13 protein-coding genes are annotated in these 14556 nt (G+C 36.3%); 7 read left to right on the forward strand and 6 right to left on the reverse strand.

What is annotated here, in order from left to right; all coding sequences use genetic code 11:
* Positions 1-28: 28 nt before the first annotated feature.
* The 7 genes from ACFSTE_RS02330 to ACFSTE_RS02360 all read left to right on the forward strand — a co-directional run bounded on the left by ACFSTE_RS02330 (position 29) and on the right by ACFSTE_RS02360 (position 9026).
* The gene (locus tag ACFSTE_RS02330; RefSeq protein WP_176027746.1) at positions 29-1258 is read left to right on the forward strand and encodes a TolC family protein; all 1230 of its coding nucleotides are present in this window, start codon (positions 29-31) and stop codon (positions 1256-1258) included.
* Positions 1259-1334: 76 nt separating this feature from the next.
* Positions 1335-1901 carry a DUF3347 domain-containing protein gene (locus tag ACFSTE_RS02335; protein WP_378258295.1) on the forward strand — a complete coding sequence of 189 codons (567 nt, stop codon included), beginning with the start codon at positions 1335-1337 and terminating at the stop codon, positions 1899-1901.
* Positions 1898-4387, forward strand: coding sequence for a heavy metal translocating P-type ATPase (locus ACFSTE_RS02340; RefSeq protein ID WP_378258297.1), 2490 nt, complete (start codon positions 1898-1900; stop codon positions 4385-4387). Before ACFSTE_RS02335 ends, ACFSTE_RS02340 begins: the two co-directional genes overlap by 4 nt.
* 62 nt (positions 4388-4449) lie before the next feature.
* Positions 4450-6165, forward strand: coding sequence for an efflux RND transporter periplasmic adaptor subunit (locus ACFSTE_RS02345; RefSeq protein ID WP_378258299.1), 1716 nt, complete (start codon positions 4450-4452; stop codon positions 6163-6165).
* A 205-nt stretch (positions 6166-6370) separates the two neighbouring features.
* On the forward strand, positions 6371-7123 hold the full coding sequence (locus ACFSTE_RS02350; RefSeq protein ID WP_378258301.1) for a M15 family metallopeptidase: 753 nt from the start codon (positions 6371-6373) through the stop codon (positions 7121-7123).
* 773 nt (positions 7124-7896) lie between these two features.
* Positions 7897-8079, forward strand: a complete 183-nt coding sequence (locus tag ACFSTE_RS02355; RefSeq protein WP_176027741.1) for a hypothetical protein — start codon at positions 7897-7899, stop codon at positions 8077-8079.
* 182 nt (positions 8080-8261) lie between these two features.
* Positions 8262-9026, forward strand: a complete 765-nt coding sequence (locus tag ACFSTE_RS02360; RefSeq protein ID WP_176027740.1) for a hypothetical protein — start codon at positions 8262-8264, stop codon at positions 9024-9026.
* A 121-nt stretch (positions 9027-9147) separates the two neighbouring features.
* Here the strand turns inward: ACFSTE_RS02360 and groL are convergent, their stop codons facing one another.
* The 6 genes from groL to ACFSTE_RS02390 form a co-directional block, all read right to left on the reverse strand.
* The gene (groL, locus tag ACFSTE_RS02365; RefSeq protein ID WP_176027739.1) at positions 9148-10788 is read right to left on the reverse strand and encodes a chaperonin GroEL; all 1641 of its coding nucleotides are present in this window, start codon (positions 10786-10788) and stop codon (positions 9148-9150) included.
* A 115-nt stretch (positions 10789-10903) separates the two neighbouring features.
* The gene (locus tag ACFSTE_RS02370) at positions 10904-11179 is read right to left on the reverse strand and encodes a co-chaperone GroES (protein WP_176027738.1); all 276 of its coding nucleotides are present in this window, start codon (positions 11177-11179) and stop codon (positions 10904-10906) included.
* A gap of 157 nt (positions 11180-11336) precedes the next feature.
* A complete protein-coding gene (secG, locus tag ACFSTE_RS02375) occupies positions 11337-11663 on the reverse strand; it encodes a preprotein translocase subunit SecG (protein WP_176027737.1) in 327 nt (108 codons plus the stop codon).
* Between the two features lie 7 nt (positions 11664-11670).
* Positions 11671-12723: a hypothetical protein gene (locus ACFSTE_RS02380; protein ID WP_378258307.1), complete on the reverse strand. Its 1053-nt coding sequence runs from the start codon at positions 12721-12723 to the stop codon at positions 11671-11673.
* Between the two features lie 12 nt (positions 12724-12735).
* Positions 12736-13242, reverse strand: coding sequence for an LptE family protein (locus tag ACFSTE_RS02385; RefSeq protein ID WP_176027735.1), 507 nt, complete (start codon positions 13240-13242; stop codon positions 12736-12738).
* A gap of 41 nt (positions 13243-13283) precedes the next feature.
* Positions 13284-14543 carry a sigma-54 interaction domain-containing protein gene (locus ACFSTE_RS02390; RefSeq protein ID WP_176027734.1) on the reverse strand — a complete coding sequence of 420 codons (1260 nt, stop codon included), beginning with the start codon at positions 14541-14543 and terminating at the stop codon, positions 13284-13286.
* Positions 14544-14556 lie beyond the last annotated feature (13 nt).

Below are 14556 nucleotides of genomic sequence, written 5' to 3' on the forward strand. Positions count from 1 at the left end.
TCAACAATATAAACATAAAAAAGATCTCTTGAGAAAAAAGAATATGCGTACCACCATTTTATTGGGAATGTTGTTATTCCAGTTTGTATGCAGTGGACAGACCTTACAGGAATATCTAAAAGAAGCAGCAGCAAATAATCCTGAACTGCAAGCGATGAAGTATCAAATTCAGGGAGAAGAAGAAAAGATTAAAGAGGTAGGTAGTTTACCAGAAACATCTGTCGGAGCAGGATATTTTATGAGTGAACCAGAAACAAGAACCGGAGCACAAAAAGCAAAACTAAGTGTGCAACAAAAAATCCCCTGGTTTGGTACAAATGCTTCTAAAAGGAAAACTCAACAGACCAAAAGTGAAATGACCAAGAGTAAATACGAAGTGTTAAAAAGAAAGATTTTTCTTCAGATTGAGCAGAAATACTATCAGGTGTATGGTCTTAAAGCTACTTTAAAGGTATTAGAACAACGAGAAAAAATACTGGATACCTATAAGGAATTAGGTTTGGTCGCAGTAGAGAATAACAAAGCGTCAACAGTAGATATTCTGAGAATTAATATCGCAAAAAATGGAATACTCAATAGTAAAGAAGTCATTAAAGGAGCAATTCTTTCCGCGGAGTCTGCATTTAATCAATTATTGCATAGAGATGGTTTCGACCCGTTGCATATTGTCGATAATTTATTTATTCCCGAAGAAGAACCAACGATGATGCTGGATGATATTACATATCATCCCGAGTTAATTACATATGATTATTATCAAGAGGTGTTGGAAAATCAATTAATAACTAATAAAAGAGAAGCCATGCCGGATATAGGAGTTGGGGTAGATTATATTGTAGTAGAGGAACGCCCCGATATGAACTTTTCAGATAATGGAAAAGATATTGTTATGCCAATGGTTACATTCTCATTTCCATTGTTTTCTAAAAAATATTCTTCTAGATCGAAGCAAATAGACCTGGAGAAAGAAGCAGTAGCCCAGAAAAGAGAAGCCACTCAGAATGTATTGGAGAAAATAATGGATACAGCAATTAATGATCGGATTACAGCAAGAATTAATTATACGACCTATCAGAAAAATATAGATGAAGCACTATTAGCAGAAGAGATTATTAGAAAAACATATGAGACAGGAACTATCGATTTTGAAGAGGTTTTGGAGATACAGGAGTTGATCCTGGAATTTGAAAAGAAAAAAATAGAAGCTATTCAGGCGTATTATTCTCATAGTGCAATTTTAAATTATCTACGGCAGTAAAAACATTCTATAGCAAACGAATTTTAAGTTCGAGATAAACCTCGGATATCAAGTAAACAATTAAAAAAACGAAATAATGAAAACATCAGTAGTAAAAATAATAGTAGTGGCAATTTCTTTTGGAATTTTTTCATGTGGAAAAGACAAAAAAGAGCCCGTAAACAAAACGTCGGTAACAGTAGCAGTAGAAGAAGATAAACCAATTGTTGATATCAATAAAACATCAACAAAAAGTACCGTTGTGTTTGCAGATCCTAAGACTCAAAAGCTGTACGGGTCTTATTTACAGATAAAAAGAGGGTTGGTGAATTCTGATCTCAAAGGGGTGAAAAATGCAGCGAAAGAATTAGAAGGAGTGATAGGAGAAGATACTTCTTTAAAGCAATTAAAAGCTACAGCAAGTCTGATGAGTCTGACCAAAGAATTGACAAAACAACGTGATTTTCTCGTGGGACTTACAGAAGAGATGGAAAGAATCCTTAAGGGGGTAGAGATTACTTCTGGAGAGATATATAAACAGTTTTGTCCGATGGCTTTTGAAGGAAAAGGAGGGTATTGGTTATCCGATTCTAAGGAAGTTAGGAATCCGTATTACGGAGATAAAATGCTGAAATGTGGAAGTGTAGAAAAAACAATTCAATGATCGAAACCTATTACATACAGGGAATGAGCTGTAATGGCTGTAGAAGTCATGTAGAAAAACTGTTGAGAGAAGTTTCGGGGGTTAGAGAAGTTACAGTTGAGTTAGAAAACGGGAAAGCTGTAATAGAAATGGATGATCCGATCATGATCGCTGATTTTCAGAAAGCATTACAAAAAGATACTGACAGATATCTGATAACACAGGAAAAAGAAACGAAAGCATGTTGTAATACTTCTGCTCCCGAAGTCAAAAAGAAAGGAGAAGGAACGGGGGTTTTTTACTGTCCGATGTATTGCGAAGGAGATAAGACATATACGAAAATGGGAGACTGCCCGGTATGTGGAATGGATCTGGTAGAAGAAGTGAAGACCAAAGTCGTCTTGTATACCTGTACGGAGCATCCAGAGATTAAGGAGGAGTCTCCAGGTTATTGCCCTTTGTGTAAGAAAGAATTAGTGGTGTTAGAAGAGGTCTCCTCTGAGGAGAAGAATTACCAGTTGCTTTCTAAAAAAATGTGGATAGCAGTTATCTGCACACTTCCTGTTTTTTGTATTGCAATGTCCGATATGATTCCTCAGAATCCTTTGATGAAACTGTTAAGAGGTACGCAATGGAACTGGATACAATTATTATTGTCGATTCCTGTCGTGTTTTATGCGGCAAGGATGTTTTTTGAAAGAGCTTATAAATCCTTGCGAAATCGTCATTATAACATGTTTACCTTGATCGGGATTGGAGCAGGTAGTGCCTGGGTTTTTAGTGTGTTAGCAGTGATATTTCCTCAGCTAATCCCAATGGACTTTAAGACAGCTACCGGAGAGGTACATGTCTATTTTGAGGCAACGACTGTAATATTGACATTAGCATTGTTAGGTCAGCTGCTGGAAGCTAAAGCACATAGCAAGACTAATAATGCGATAAAAGAATTATTAAAACTAGTTCCTAATACAGCATATCGAATTATAAATGGAAATGAAGAGATCATTGGGATAGACAAGATTGTTCTGGGAGATATTTTAAGAGTCAAGCCAGGAGATAGAATTCCTGTTGATGGAATACTAACTGATGGAAGTACTATTGTAGATGAAGCTATGATCACAGGAGAAGCGATTCCGGTACAGAAAGAGAAAGGAGATGTATTGCACTCAGGGACGGTTAATGGAAAACAATCGTTTCTGATGCAGGCGACCAGAGTAGGAGAGGAAACCTTGTTAGCGCAGATTATAGAGATGGTTAATAATGCGGGTAAAAGTAAAGCTCCTATTCAGAAATTAGCAGATAGAATTTCTGGATATTTTGTTCCGGTAGTTGTGGGAGTCGCTTTTATTACAGCAATAATTTGGGGGATTTATGGACCAGAACCTTCAGTTGTATATGGATTTATCAATGCGATAGCAGTGCTTATTATAGCGTGTCCTTGCGCATTGGGATTAGCTACTCCTATGTCTGTAATGGTTGGAGTAGGGAAAGGAGCGCAGTCAGGAGTACTGGTCAAAAATGCCGAAGTACTGGAAAAAATGACTGCTATAGATACATTGGTAGTGGATAAAACAGGAACTCTTACAGAAGGAAGTCCATCTGTTGTTCAGATAGTGTGGGAGGCAAGCACAAAAAAAGAAGAACTGCTCTCGGTTTTATTTGCTGTCAACCAACATAGTGAACATCCTCTGGGGGCAGCTATTTCACAATACGCAAAAGAGAAAGGTGCAGAAAAAAGAGCTGTAAGAGATTTCGAAGCGGTAATAGGGAAAGGAGTGATAGCTATGGTGTCAAACCAGTCTGTATATGTTGGAAACCTCGAATTAATGGAAGAGTATGGGGTTACTGTATCAGACCGTATTAAAGAGGTAGCATTGAAAGAACAGAAAAAGGGACGTACGGTATCTTATGTAGCGGTAGCGAAAAAAATAGAAGGAATTATCATTTTGGAAGACCTCATAAAAGCAGGAGCAAAAGAAGAAATTGAAAAACTAAAACAAAAAGGAATCAGTGTTGTAATGCTTACTGGGGATCACGAAAAAACAGCTAATGCAGTTGCTAAAAAACTTGGAGAAATCCCTTGTAAAGCCAATATGTTGCCCCAGGATAAACTCGCATATATAGACGAATTACAAAAGAAAGGACAGATTGTGGCAATGGCAGGAGATGGGATTAATGATGCTCCTGCATTGGCTAAAAGCGATATAGGAATTGCAATGGGAACCGGAACAGATGTAGCGATAGAAAGTGCTTCTGTTACATTAGTTAAGGGCGATTTATCAGGGATTGATAAAGCCTATGTGTTAAGTAAAAAAGTGATGAAAAATGTTAAACAAAATCTGTTTTTTGCTATTGTGTATAATGCTGTGGGAATCCCAATAGCAGCAGGGGTTTTATATCCTTTTTTTGGTGTTTTACTATCCCCAATGATTGCTGCTTTGGCAATGAGTTTCAGTTCTGTTTCTGTGATAGGAAATGCATTAAGGTTGCAAAAAATAAGATTGTAAAAACGATACATCTATAAGAATGTTATGCATAATTAGTAGGTGGATAATGAAAAACAAAAGAGATGAGAAAGTATAGTGTATATATAGGTATTTTGATTATAGGAATCGGTATCGGATATGTTTTGTTTGGGAAGAGAGCAGCTGTTGCTTCAGAAGGAGTAAAAGAACATAAACATACAGAAAAGGAACAGATGTGGACTTGTTCAATGCATCCGCAAATTATGCAGCCGGAACCTGGAGATTGTCCAATATGCGGAATGGATCTGATTCCAGCAGATCAAACAACAGATGGGTTGACTTCTGGTCAGTTTAGAATGACTGAAAATGCAATGGCGCTAGCTAATATAGAGACCAGTGTCATCGGGAAAGATGCATTGACTGAAGGGGCGATAAAACTATCAGGAGTAATTACAGAAAATGAAGAAGAAAATGCAGTGCAGACGGTCCATTTTTCCGGCAGGATCGAAAAACTATATGTTAAGTATACGGGGGAGACAGTTCGTAACGGACAATTGTTAGCTTTGATCTATTCTCCAGAATTAGTAGCAGCTCAACAAGAATTGCTCACGGCAGTTTCTTTAAAGTCGGCGCAGCCTGCTCTGTATGAGGCGGTAAAGAGGAAACTTGCATCTTGGAAGCTTACAGCCACGCAAATAGAAGAAATAGAACGTTCCGGAAAGGTGAAAAGCAACTTTCCGGTATATGCAAATGTATCTGGAGTTGTCACTGAAAAAAATATAGAAGTTGGAGATCACTTAAAAGAGGGGCAGGCAATGTTTAGAATTGCGAATCTCAATACGGTTTGGGGAGCTTTTGATGCGTATGAAAATATGATTTCGTCTCTAAAAATAGGGCAAAAAGTAATCGTTAGAACTCATGCATTTCCTGAAGAATCACTAGAAGCTACAGTTTCTTTTATAAACCCTGTGTTAGATAAAAAAACAAGAACAGTAACTGTAAGAGTGTTGTTAAAAAATAAAGACGAGCGATTAAAACCCGGAATGTTTATAGAAGGAGTTATCAAAAAAAATGAAACGGCGAAACAGGGAGGAGAAGCGATTTTGATACCTAAAAGTGCCGTTTTATGGACAGGGAAACGATCCGTAGTATATGTTAAACCAGAACACAAACAAGCTGTTTTTGAAATGAGGGAAGTAGTTTTAGGGGCGTTATCAGGGGATGACTATGTAGTGATTTCAGGAGTGTCAGAAGGAGAAGAAATTGTAGTTAATGGAACATTTACAGTGGATGCCTCTGCTCAGTTACAGGGAAAATATTCTATGATGAACAGAAAAGAGGAAAAGAAAAAAGAAGAAAATATAATAACTCCGGTTTTTAGTGAAGTTTTTCAGCAGGAAATGCAACAGATAATAAATGGGTATATTCAGGTTAAAGATGCGCTTATTAAAGGAGATTACCAGTTAATTAAAGATGCAGGGGTAAAAAATCTGGAGGTTTTTGATAATGTTAAAACCACAGATTTTTCAGAAAAAGAGAAAGGCTTAGTGAGTCAATTAAAAAAGAAAACAGCAAGAATAACAACAGCAACAGCATTGGGAGTGCAGCAGAAAGAATTTAAAAAGCTCTCGGATGCTATGATAGAAATTACAGAGGGATTTGATCAGAAAGGACGCACGCTGTTTGTTCAATTTTGTCCAATGGGAGATGAAAACAGAGGAGCTAAATGGCTTAGTTATGAAGATGAAGTGATGAACCCATATTTTGCAGGAGAAATGCTTAGATGTGGGAGTGTGGTAGATACTTTGCAGAAGCAATAAAAACAGGTTCTTATAACAGAGGGAGCTGATATGACTATTTACTTTGCTTAGAGCCCGGATCAATAATAGTAATAAGTGAAAAGAAGCTATCTTTGGTCTTTGGTAATCAGAAATGCGTATGGAATTCTGAAAAAGAAAATTATTTCAGAGCCTTGTTATAACTTGTTTAATAGGTGTATATGCATTCGTTCATAGAGGGAAAAAGATGAATAAATGGATTGTTTTAATTGTTTTGGGGTGTTTGATTTCTTGTAAAGAAGAGAAAAAAACATCAGTCAAAGAGCAGAATATGATAACAGAGGCTATAGAGAAAATCATTTTGGTTGGGCAAAAAATAGCTAAAAAAACTACCCGGGAGGCAGAAGTAATACAGGTCAGAGAAAACAGAAGAAATCGGTTGTTACATCTCGATGATGAAGCATTTGTGGCAATCAGGGAATTGTCTGATGGTTTTGTGTATGATATTAAATATGCAACCCCTGATAATTTTTTGAAAAAAGCCGTGTATTCATGTGGAGAGTGTTATATCAGAGGAGTGGTTGCGAAAGCTCTAATCGCTGCTAATATGGATTTTAATAAGCAAGGATATAGAATTAAATTCTATGATTGTTATCGTCCATTGAGTGTGCAGAAAAAAATGTGGAAAATCTTTCCTAACCCTGGCTATGTAGCTAATCCTAAAGGAGGATCTGTGCATAATAGAGGAGCAGCAGTTGATATCTCATTAGAATATATGTCGGGAAAACCAGTAGACATGGGAAGTCCATATGATCATTTTGGGAAAGAATCAAGGCACTCTTATACAGGTTTTTCTGATCGTATTCTGAAAAACAGAAAAATACTAAGACAAGGAATGGAAAAACACGGATTTGAAACCATTCGATCCGAATGGTGGCACTATAACTACCCTCCAAAACATCGTTTTAAAGTAGCAGATTTTCAATGGTCATGTAATTAATACAGGAGTTGATTGTTTGAAAAAAAACAGAAGTGTAATTCGAAGATGTTATTTTTTTGTTAAAATAAAATGAGGAAATATGCAGTTGCTCATTTTAAAAAGAGCTCGTAAATAATGATTTATACTAGTAATTTTTATTTTTCTACAAAAAAAACTTAAAAAAAGGGGAAAAATCCCCTCTTTTCGCACTTGCTTTATCCCCTATTTAGTTATAGGTTTGAATCGTAAAAACAAAGAAAAATTAAATGATGATTTTCTGAAACTACTTCAGTTTGTTTTATACTGATTGTTTCTTTTTCAGAGAATTATGGGTTTTTCTGATTGTTTGATATCCCCACGAGTGCGCTTTTGCGTGCAATATTGAAGTGCTTCACATCTTTCTTTTTTTATGAGAAGAGAGGGGTGGGCGTGTTTCAAAATTAAACTAGTGTATAACTACTAAATTGTAACCAGTATGGTATTTAAAAAATATCTTGAAGTTAGAAAAAACAGTGTACAAAATGTGATGGGGGAGAAAAAATCTCAATGTGTTATCAGTCTTATAAAAAAGCAAAGATGTAAGTAATCTGTATTTTTTATAAGTTCAATTCTTCAACACAAGTCATTGATAACTAACAAAACAAAAGTTAGCTTGTTTAGTTTGTCAAAAAATGAAAGTTCTGTGTATTTTTTTTAAAAATAAAGGAAACATTTTTTTGATAAACGCTACAAACTAATAGTTGTAATCAAGGAAACATTTAGAGAAAACAATAATCAGTTAAATCAGGTCCCTCATGAAACGAAGTTATGGATTGCTGGAAAAGCGTAGAATGTTTGTGCATAAATATATTTCAGAAAACCAGGATAGACAGATGAAAATTGTTGTTTCGGAACTTTCTGAACGACTTTTTCTATCAGAACGAACTATCTATAATATCATTAATCAAGAGCCCATAAGTGGGATAATAATAGATTGAACCTACCTATAAAGACACCTTATTCAGTGGATAAGGTGTCTTTATATTACCATAGTTTGTAAAAACGGATTGCCTGATTGAGGTGTTTTCTGATTTTCTTTTTATCAGGAAGAAGTCTTTATGAATCATAGATTTTTCAAATCGATTAAGAAATAAGCAATAACTATAAATATCAATAACTAATGAAACAAAAATTACTTTTAGTAGGTGCTTTTGCACTAAGCGTTTTTTTTATATCCTGTAATAAGGATTCAGTAACAGACCAGTTTGATAATGCAAATGGAGATGTAGCGAAAAAATTAATAGAATCAGTATCGTATGACGCAATGGCTCCTGGAGAAGAAGATTATGAATTGTCAATTACCTATGATGGTAATAATAGAGTGACGAGTGCTACCAACGGAGAAGAAACAGCCGTGTTGACTTTTGAAAATAATCAGCTAAGTACTGTTAGTGGAGAAGAAGAACCATTTAGTATCGATGAATTGTATAAGTCGCCATATGATGCTTTTGAGATAGGAGAAGTGCTTGATTATGATGATAGTGGAAACCCTGTTGTAATTAAGGTTATAGATGAGGGGTATGATTATGAGAATGGAGAGTATGTTCATTATAAAGAAGAGCTAACCGCTACCATAACATATGATGCTACTCCAAATCCGTTTTTTTATACATTTGAAGCAGCGGGCCTTATAGAAATTATGGATAAGGTAATGCTGAATTTCAGTATGAAACCGCAAAGCCCGGAGATTGTAAAAGCTCGGACATTGTTTCCGGTTAATAATATTTCATCTATGGTCTATAAAGATGAAGACGGAGCTGTAGTCGCAGAATTAACAATAGCATATGTGTATGATGCGGATGATTATCCTACCGCTGCAGTGATAACAATTAAAGAAGAAGGAGAGCCAAATGAAGTGTACTCAATTGAATACAAGTATCGATAATAAAAACAGGTCTTTCTTATTGAAAGACATCATCAGGCGCTAATAAAATAATAAAAAAACCATCCTGATAATTCAGGATGGTTTTTTATGTTATTTCTTGTTAGGGAAAACCGGATTAGATTTACATCATTCCAGGCATTCCTCCTCCCATTGGAGGCATTCCGCCACCTGCAGCAGGAGCGTCTTCTTTTATGTCAATTAATGCACATTCTGTAGTCAGGATCATTCCTGATACTGAAGCAGCATTTTCCAGGGCAACTCTCGTTACTTTTTTAGGATCGATAATACCAGCATCCAACATGTTTACATATGCTTCTGATTTAGCATCGTATCCGTAATCATCTTTACCTTCGATTACTTTTGAAATTACTACAGATCCTTCTCCTCCTGCATTTTCTACAATCGTTCTCAATGGAGACTCAACTGCACGGTTTACAATTTGAATTCCTGTAGCTTCATCAGCATTTTCAGTTGTAATGCTACCTAAAGTTGTTTTAGCACGTACTAAGGCAACTCCACCTCCGGCAACGATACCTTCTTCTACAGCAGCTCTTGTAGCATGCAATGCATCATCTACACGGTCTTTCTTTTCTTTCATTTCTACTTCAGAAGCAGCACCAACGTATAATACAGCTACACCACCTGCTAATTTAGCTAGACGCTCCTGTAGTTTTTCCTTATCGTAGTCAGAAGTTGTTGTTTCTATCTGAGCTTTGATTTGGTTTACTCTGTTTTTAATTAATTCTTCATCACCAGAACCATTTACCACAGTTGTATTGTCTTTGTCTATAGCTACTTTTTCAGCAGTACCAAGGTGTTCAATGGTAGCATTTTCCAAAGTGAATCCACGCTCTTCGGAGATTACAGTTCCTCCGGTTAAGATAGCGATATCTTCAAGCATTGCTTTACGTCTGTCTCCAAAACCAGGAGCCTTAACAGCAGCAATTTTTAATGCTCCACGTAGTTTGTTTACCACAAGTGTTGCTAATGCTTCTCCGTCTACATCTTCTGCAATAATTAAAAGAGGTTTTCCTGTTTGAGCAACAGGTTCTAGAATAGGAAGAAGATCTTTCATAGAAGAAATCTTCTTGTCGTATAAAAGGATATATGGTGTTTCCAGATCAGCTGTCATTTTTTCACTATCTGTCACAAAATATGGAGAAAGGTATCCTCTGTCGAATTGCATTCCTTCTACTACATCTACATAAGTATCTGTACCTTTTGCTTCTTCTACAGTGATTACTCCTTCTTTTCCAACTTTGCTAAATGCTTGTGCAATAAGGTCTCCGATTACTTCATCGTTATTGGCAGAGATAGAGGCAACTTGTTTGATTTTCTCAGAAGAACTACCTACTTCTTTGGATTGTTTTACTAAATCGGCAGTAATCGCTTCTACAGCTTTATCAATTCCTCTTTTTAAATCCATAGGATTTGCTCCGGCAGCAACATTTTTTAATCCTTCTTTTACGATAGCTTGTGCAAGTACTGTTGCTGTAGTAGTACCATCTCCGGCAAGATCATTTGTCTTAGAGGCTACTTCCTTTACCATTTGAGCTCCCATATTTTCTAAAGCATCTTCTAATTCGATTTCTTTAGCTACAGAAACTCCATCTTTAGTTACAGTTGGTCCTCCGAATGATTTACTGATAATTACATTACGTCCTTTAGGTCCTAATGTTACTTTTACTGCATTGGCTAATGCGTCAACACCACGTTTAATACCGTCACGTGCTTCTATGTCAAATTTTATATCTTTTGCCATGATATCTTCTTTTTTTGTAAATCAGTATTGTCAAGTTATATGAAACAGATGCAACCCATCTGTTCTGTCATATTATTTTGAATATGATTTGTGTATTTTTTTGTTTGGTTTATTGTTAAACGATTGCTAGGATATCATCCTCACGCATAATTAAATAGTCTTTTCCGTCTAATTTTAATTCAGTACCGGAATACTTACCATAAAGTACGGTGTCACCAACTTTAACAGTCATGTCATGGTCTTTTTTACCACTACCTACGGCAGCTACCTTACCTTTTTGTTGTTTTTCTTGTGCGGAATCAGGGATAAATAATCCCGATGCTGTCTTCGTTTCTGCCGGAAGAGGCTCTATTACAACACGGTCTGAAAGAGGTTTAATGTTTACTCCCATTATGATTGTTTTTAATATTATTTAATTTGAAACATTTTGATCTTTGTTATTTCAGAAATTATGCCACTATAGAGATACTGACAAATTGAAATAAAAATGCCGACTTATATGACAAGTCGGCATTTTTTATATCAAAATTTGTTGTACTGTCTATTCACTATTCAGCATTGTTTTCTTCTGTAGAAGGTGTCTGAGGTGTTTCTAGTTGTACATTTTCTGTATCTACTTTAGACTCAGGAACAGAAGATCCATTCATTAAGTCTATGTTAGATAATAAGATTAGGACTAACAACAGTGTTGCAAGTGCCCATGTACTTTTATCTAAGAAATCAGTTGTTTTTTTTACACCACCTAATTGCTGTGTACCACCGCCTCCAAAAGATGAAGATAACCCTCCTCCTTTAGGATTTTGTACCATGATTACAACAACTAGCAAAAATGATACGATAACGATCAGGATTAAAAAAATTGAAAAAGTTGTCATTATATTGTTATTTATTGTCTTGTAAATTCTTAATCGATCTAATTTGGTCTGCAAAGAAACCACTTTTTTCGGGATTTTTCAAAATTAATATTTTGTATGCCTGAATTGCCTTTTTGTAATTCTTTTGAGCCAGGTATACTCTGGCCAGAGTTTCTGTCATTAATTCATCAGGAGCGATAGGGTTATCCTTCGCTAAATTTCTGGCAGGGGCATTCTTATTTGCAGGTTTTATTTTTGGGGCACTTTCTATAAATTTGTCAATCAGCTCAAATTTGGATTTTTTGATCGACTCGGTTTCGGAAGTGCTACTTGTTTTTTCTTCGTCTAGAGTAGTATTTGTTTCAGATGTTTCTTCTTTTTCTTCTGATTTTTGTTTGGAAGAAGTAATCTCTTTAGAAGTTCTGTTTATTGGGGTAATGGCTGTAAGCTTGAGCCATTCTGCGAAAGAGTGCGTTTCTTTCTTGTCAAATTCCAGAGGTGTTTGTGTTAAGGTTTCCTCATTGGTGTGATCAGCAGATTGCTGTATATCTGTATTCTTTTCTTGCTCACTTTCTGATATCGGGTGTTCGGCTTCTGATTCGGAGATTTGTGATGTAAGTTCCTGTGCAGAGAAGGACTCTTCTGTTTTTTCTTCTTTGTTTTCCGTACCTGTGTTTTCAGAAGATTTGTCAGTGAATAGTAAAGGGTTGAGTACATGTTCAGCTTCTTCTATCTTCATCGTGACAGCATCATCTATCGAAATTTTTTCTAAGCTGGAGACTTCTTCTGGTTCGTTGACCTCAATATCATCGTTGTGAGCCTCAGTAGAAGAGGTGTTCTTTAGAAAAACAGGAGAAGTGATAAAGTCAAATAAGACACTTCTGTCTGTGGTGTAAGCTGCTGTTGTTTTTAGTGCCTGATTGTATCGAAAACTTCCTTGGTCTTTTAATCCTTTGAGCCATAAAGAGCGTACCGACTGAAAGTAAGGGAATTCAGCGATGATTTTTTCTAGTTCATCGGTCTGAAGCCTGCTTAGCTCAGTAGGGTGTTTAAAGAGATATGTAAGTTCTTTATTGTTCAAGTCTGTTTGTTATTACCATTTTGCTAAAGTAGCATTGAATACGTCTTGCGTGATACGTTCGTATATGATCTGTATTGCTTCATCTCGTACAGAATCTTCTGAGGAAGAAGCCGGGTAGTCAAAGAAAAAAGAGAAGCGTTGTTCCAGGTCTTGTTTTGGATCATTTGTGTCATAAAACCGGACATTAACCGATATAGTAAGCCTGTTTTGTGCAGCTGTAATAGCAGAAGTTGCAGTGTTAGGTGAAACACGATCCTCTACAATTTCCCCTTCATATACAATATCTCCATCGGCGCTTACCAGGTTAAGATTCGTCTGATTTAGAATGAGATCTTGTAATTGATTGGTGAACGTCTGATCTGCTCCGGGAATTACTCGGGCAGATTGATTTTGAAAAAAATTAACTTGAAAAGTTTTGGTCTCAGGGCTGATTGATATTCCACTAAAAGAATAAGCCCCACATCCCTGTAGTAAAAAGATGCCAATAACTCCGAGTATGAGATAAAATAGTTTTTTCATGTATTTGCTTCAATATACAGTACGTGCTGTAATTGTTTTTATTATAGATTGTATTGTTTTATTTTTCGATATAAAGTACGTTCGCTAATTCCTAATTCTTCTGCAGCGGCTTTTCGTTTTCCCTTGTGTCTTTCCAGGGATTTTTTAATGAGCTCTAATTCTATATCTTGAAGAGATAGTGCTTCTTCTTCCTCAATTTCCTCTGCAAAGTGATATTTGTCTTCTTCTTTGGTAGTAATTGGCGTGTGAGAAGAGATTTCCAAAACTTCAGGGGTAGGGGGTGTAGGTTCTTGAAAATGAACCGGTTCCTCGTTATTTCCGTATATTTTTTGAATTAACCCTTCATTTTCTTTTTGTACTTGTTGAGAATTGCCACTTTGCATTAATTCCATAGTCAGCTTTTTCAGATCATTTAAATCGCTTTTCATATCGAATAATACTTTGTAGAGAATTTCTCTTTCGTTGCTAAAATCGCTTTCGCTTTTAGTGGAAGAAACTACTGCGGGTAATGTACTTCCAATATTCGGCAGATACCCATTTAAGGTAGGAGCGTTAATAGCTCTGTTTTGTTCAAGGACTGAGATTTGCTCTGCAATGTTGCGTAATTGTCGAATATTTCCACTCCAGTGATACTTTTCCAGTAATATAACTGCTTCGTCATTTAGGCGTATAGTTGGCATTTTGTATTTAATAGCAAAATCGGCAGCAAATTTTCTAAAGAGGAGGTGAATGTCTCCTTTTCTTTCTCGTAGAGGGGGGAGTAGAATTTCTACCGTACTAAGCCGATAATACAGGTCTTCTCTGAATTTTCCTTTTTTAATGGCTTCAAACATATTCACATTTGTAGCAGCAACAATACGAACATTGGTTTTTTGAACTTTGGAGGATCCAACTTTAATAAACTCTCCGTTTTCCAGTACCCTGAGAAGCCTGACCTGAGTTGTTAACGGGAGTTCTCCGACTTCATCAAGAAAAATTGTACCTCCGTCGGCTACTTCGAAATATCCCGCTCTGGTTTGAGTAGCTCCGGTAAACGCTCCTTTTTCATGACCAAATAATTCACTGTCAATTGTTCCTTCGGGAATAGCTCCACAGTTAACGGCAATATATTTTCCGTGTTTTCTGTGAGAAAGAGAATGAATAATTTTAGGAACACTTTCCTTTCCTACTCCACTTTCTCCAGTTACCAATACAGAGATATCTGTAGGGGCTACCTGGATAGCTTTTTCTATAGCGCGATTGAGTTTCGGGTCATTACCGATGATGCCAAAGCGTTGTTTCGTAGCTTGAACGGATTCCATAGTGTTCTTCTTG

It is taken from the genome of Aquimarina hainanensis (assembly GCF_042684685.1).
In the GTDB taxonomy this organism is placed as follows: domain Bacteria; phylum Bacteroidota; class Bacteroidia; order Flavobacteriales; family Flavobacteriaceae; genus Aquimarina; species Aquimarina hainanensis.

What these genes read in the sequence shown, in the direction of transcription:
- ACFSTE_RS02335 (WP_378258295.1), top strand. Translation starts at nt 1,335, where the DNA reads ATGAAAACATCAGTAGTAAAAATAATAGTAGTGGCAATTTCTTTTGGA.
- ACFSTE_RS02340 (WP_378258297.1), top strand. Translation starts at nt 1,898, where the DNA reads ATGATCGAAACCTATTACATACAGGGAATGAGCTGTAATGGCTGTAGA.
- ACFSTE_RS02345 (WP_378258299.1), top strand. Translation starts at nt 4,450, where the DNA reads ATGAGAAAGTATAGTGTATATATAGGTATTTTGATTATAGGAATCGGT.
- ACFSTE_RS02350 (WP_378258301.1), top strand. Translation starts at nt 6,371, where the DNA reads ATGAATAAATGGATTGTTTTAATTGTTTTGGGGTGTTTGATTTCTTGT.
- ACFSTE_RS02355 (WP_176027741.1), top strand. Translation starts at nt 7,897, where the DNA reads ATGAAACGAAGTTATGGATTGCTGGAAAAGCGTAGAATGTTTGTGCAT.
- ACFSTE_RS02360 (WP_176027740.1), top strand. Translation starts at nt 8,262, where the DNA reads ATGAAACAAAAATTACTTTTAGTAGGTGCTTTTGCACTAAGCGTTTTT.
- groL (WP_176027739.1), bottom strand. Translation starts at nt 10,788, where the DNA reads ATGGCAAAAGATATAAAATTTGACATAGAAGCACGTGACGGTATTAAA.
- ACFSTE_RS02370 (WP_176027738.1), bottom strand. Translation starts at nt 11,179, where the DNA reads ATGGGAGTAAACATTAAACCTCTTTCAGACCGTGTTGTAATAGAGCCT.
- secG (WP_176027737.1), bottom strand. Translation starts at nt 11,663, where the DNA reads ATGACAACTTTTTCAATTTTTTTAATCCTGATCGTTATCGTATCATTT.
- ACFSTE_RS02385 (WP_176027735.1), bottom strand. Translation starts at nt 13,242, where the DNA reads ATGAAAAAACTATTTTATCTCATACTCGGAGTTATTGGCATCTTTTTA.
- ACFSTE_RS02390 (WP_176027734.1), bottom strand. Translation starts at nt 14,543, where the DNA reads ATGGAATCCGTTCAAGCTACGAAACAACGCTTTGGCATCATCGGTAAT.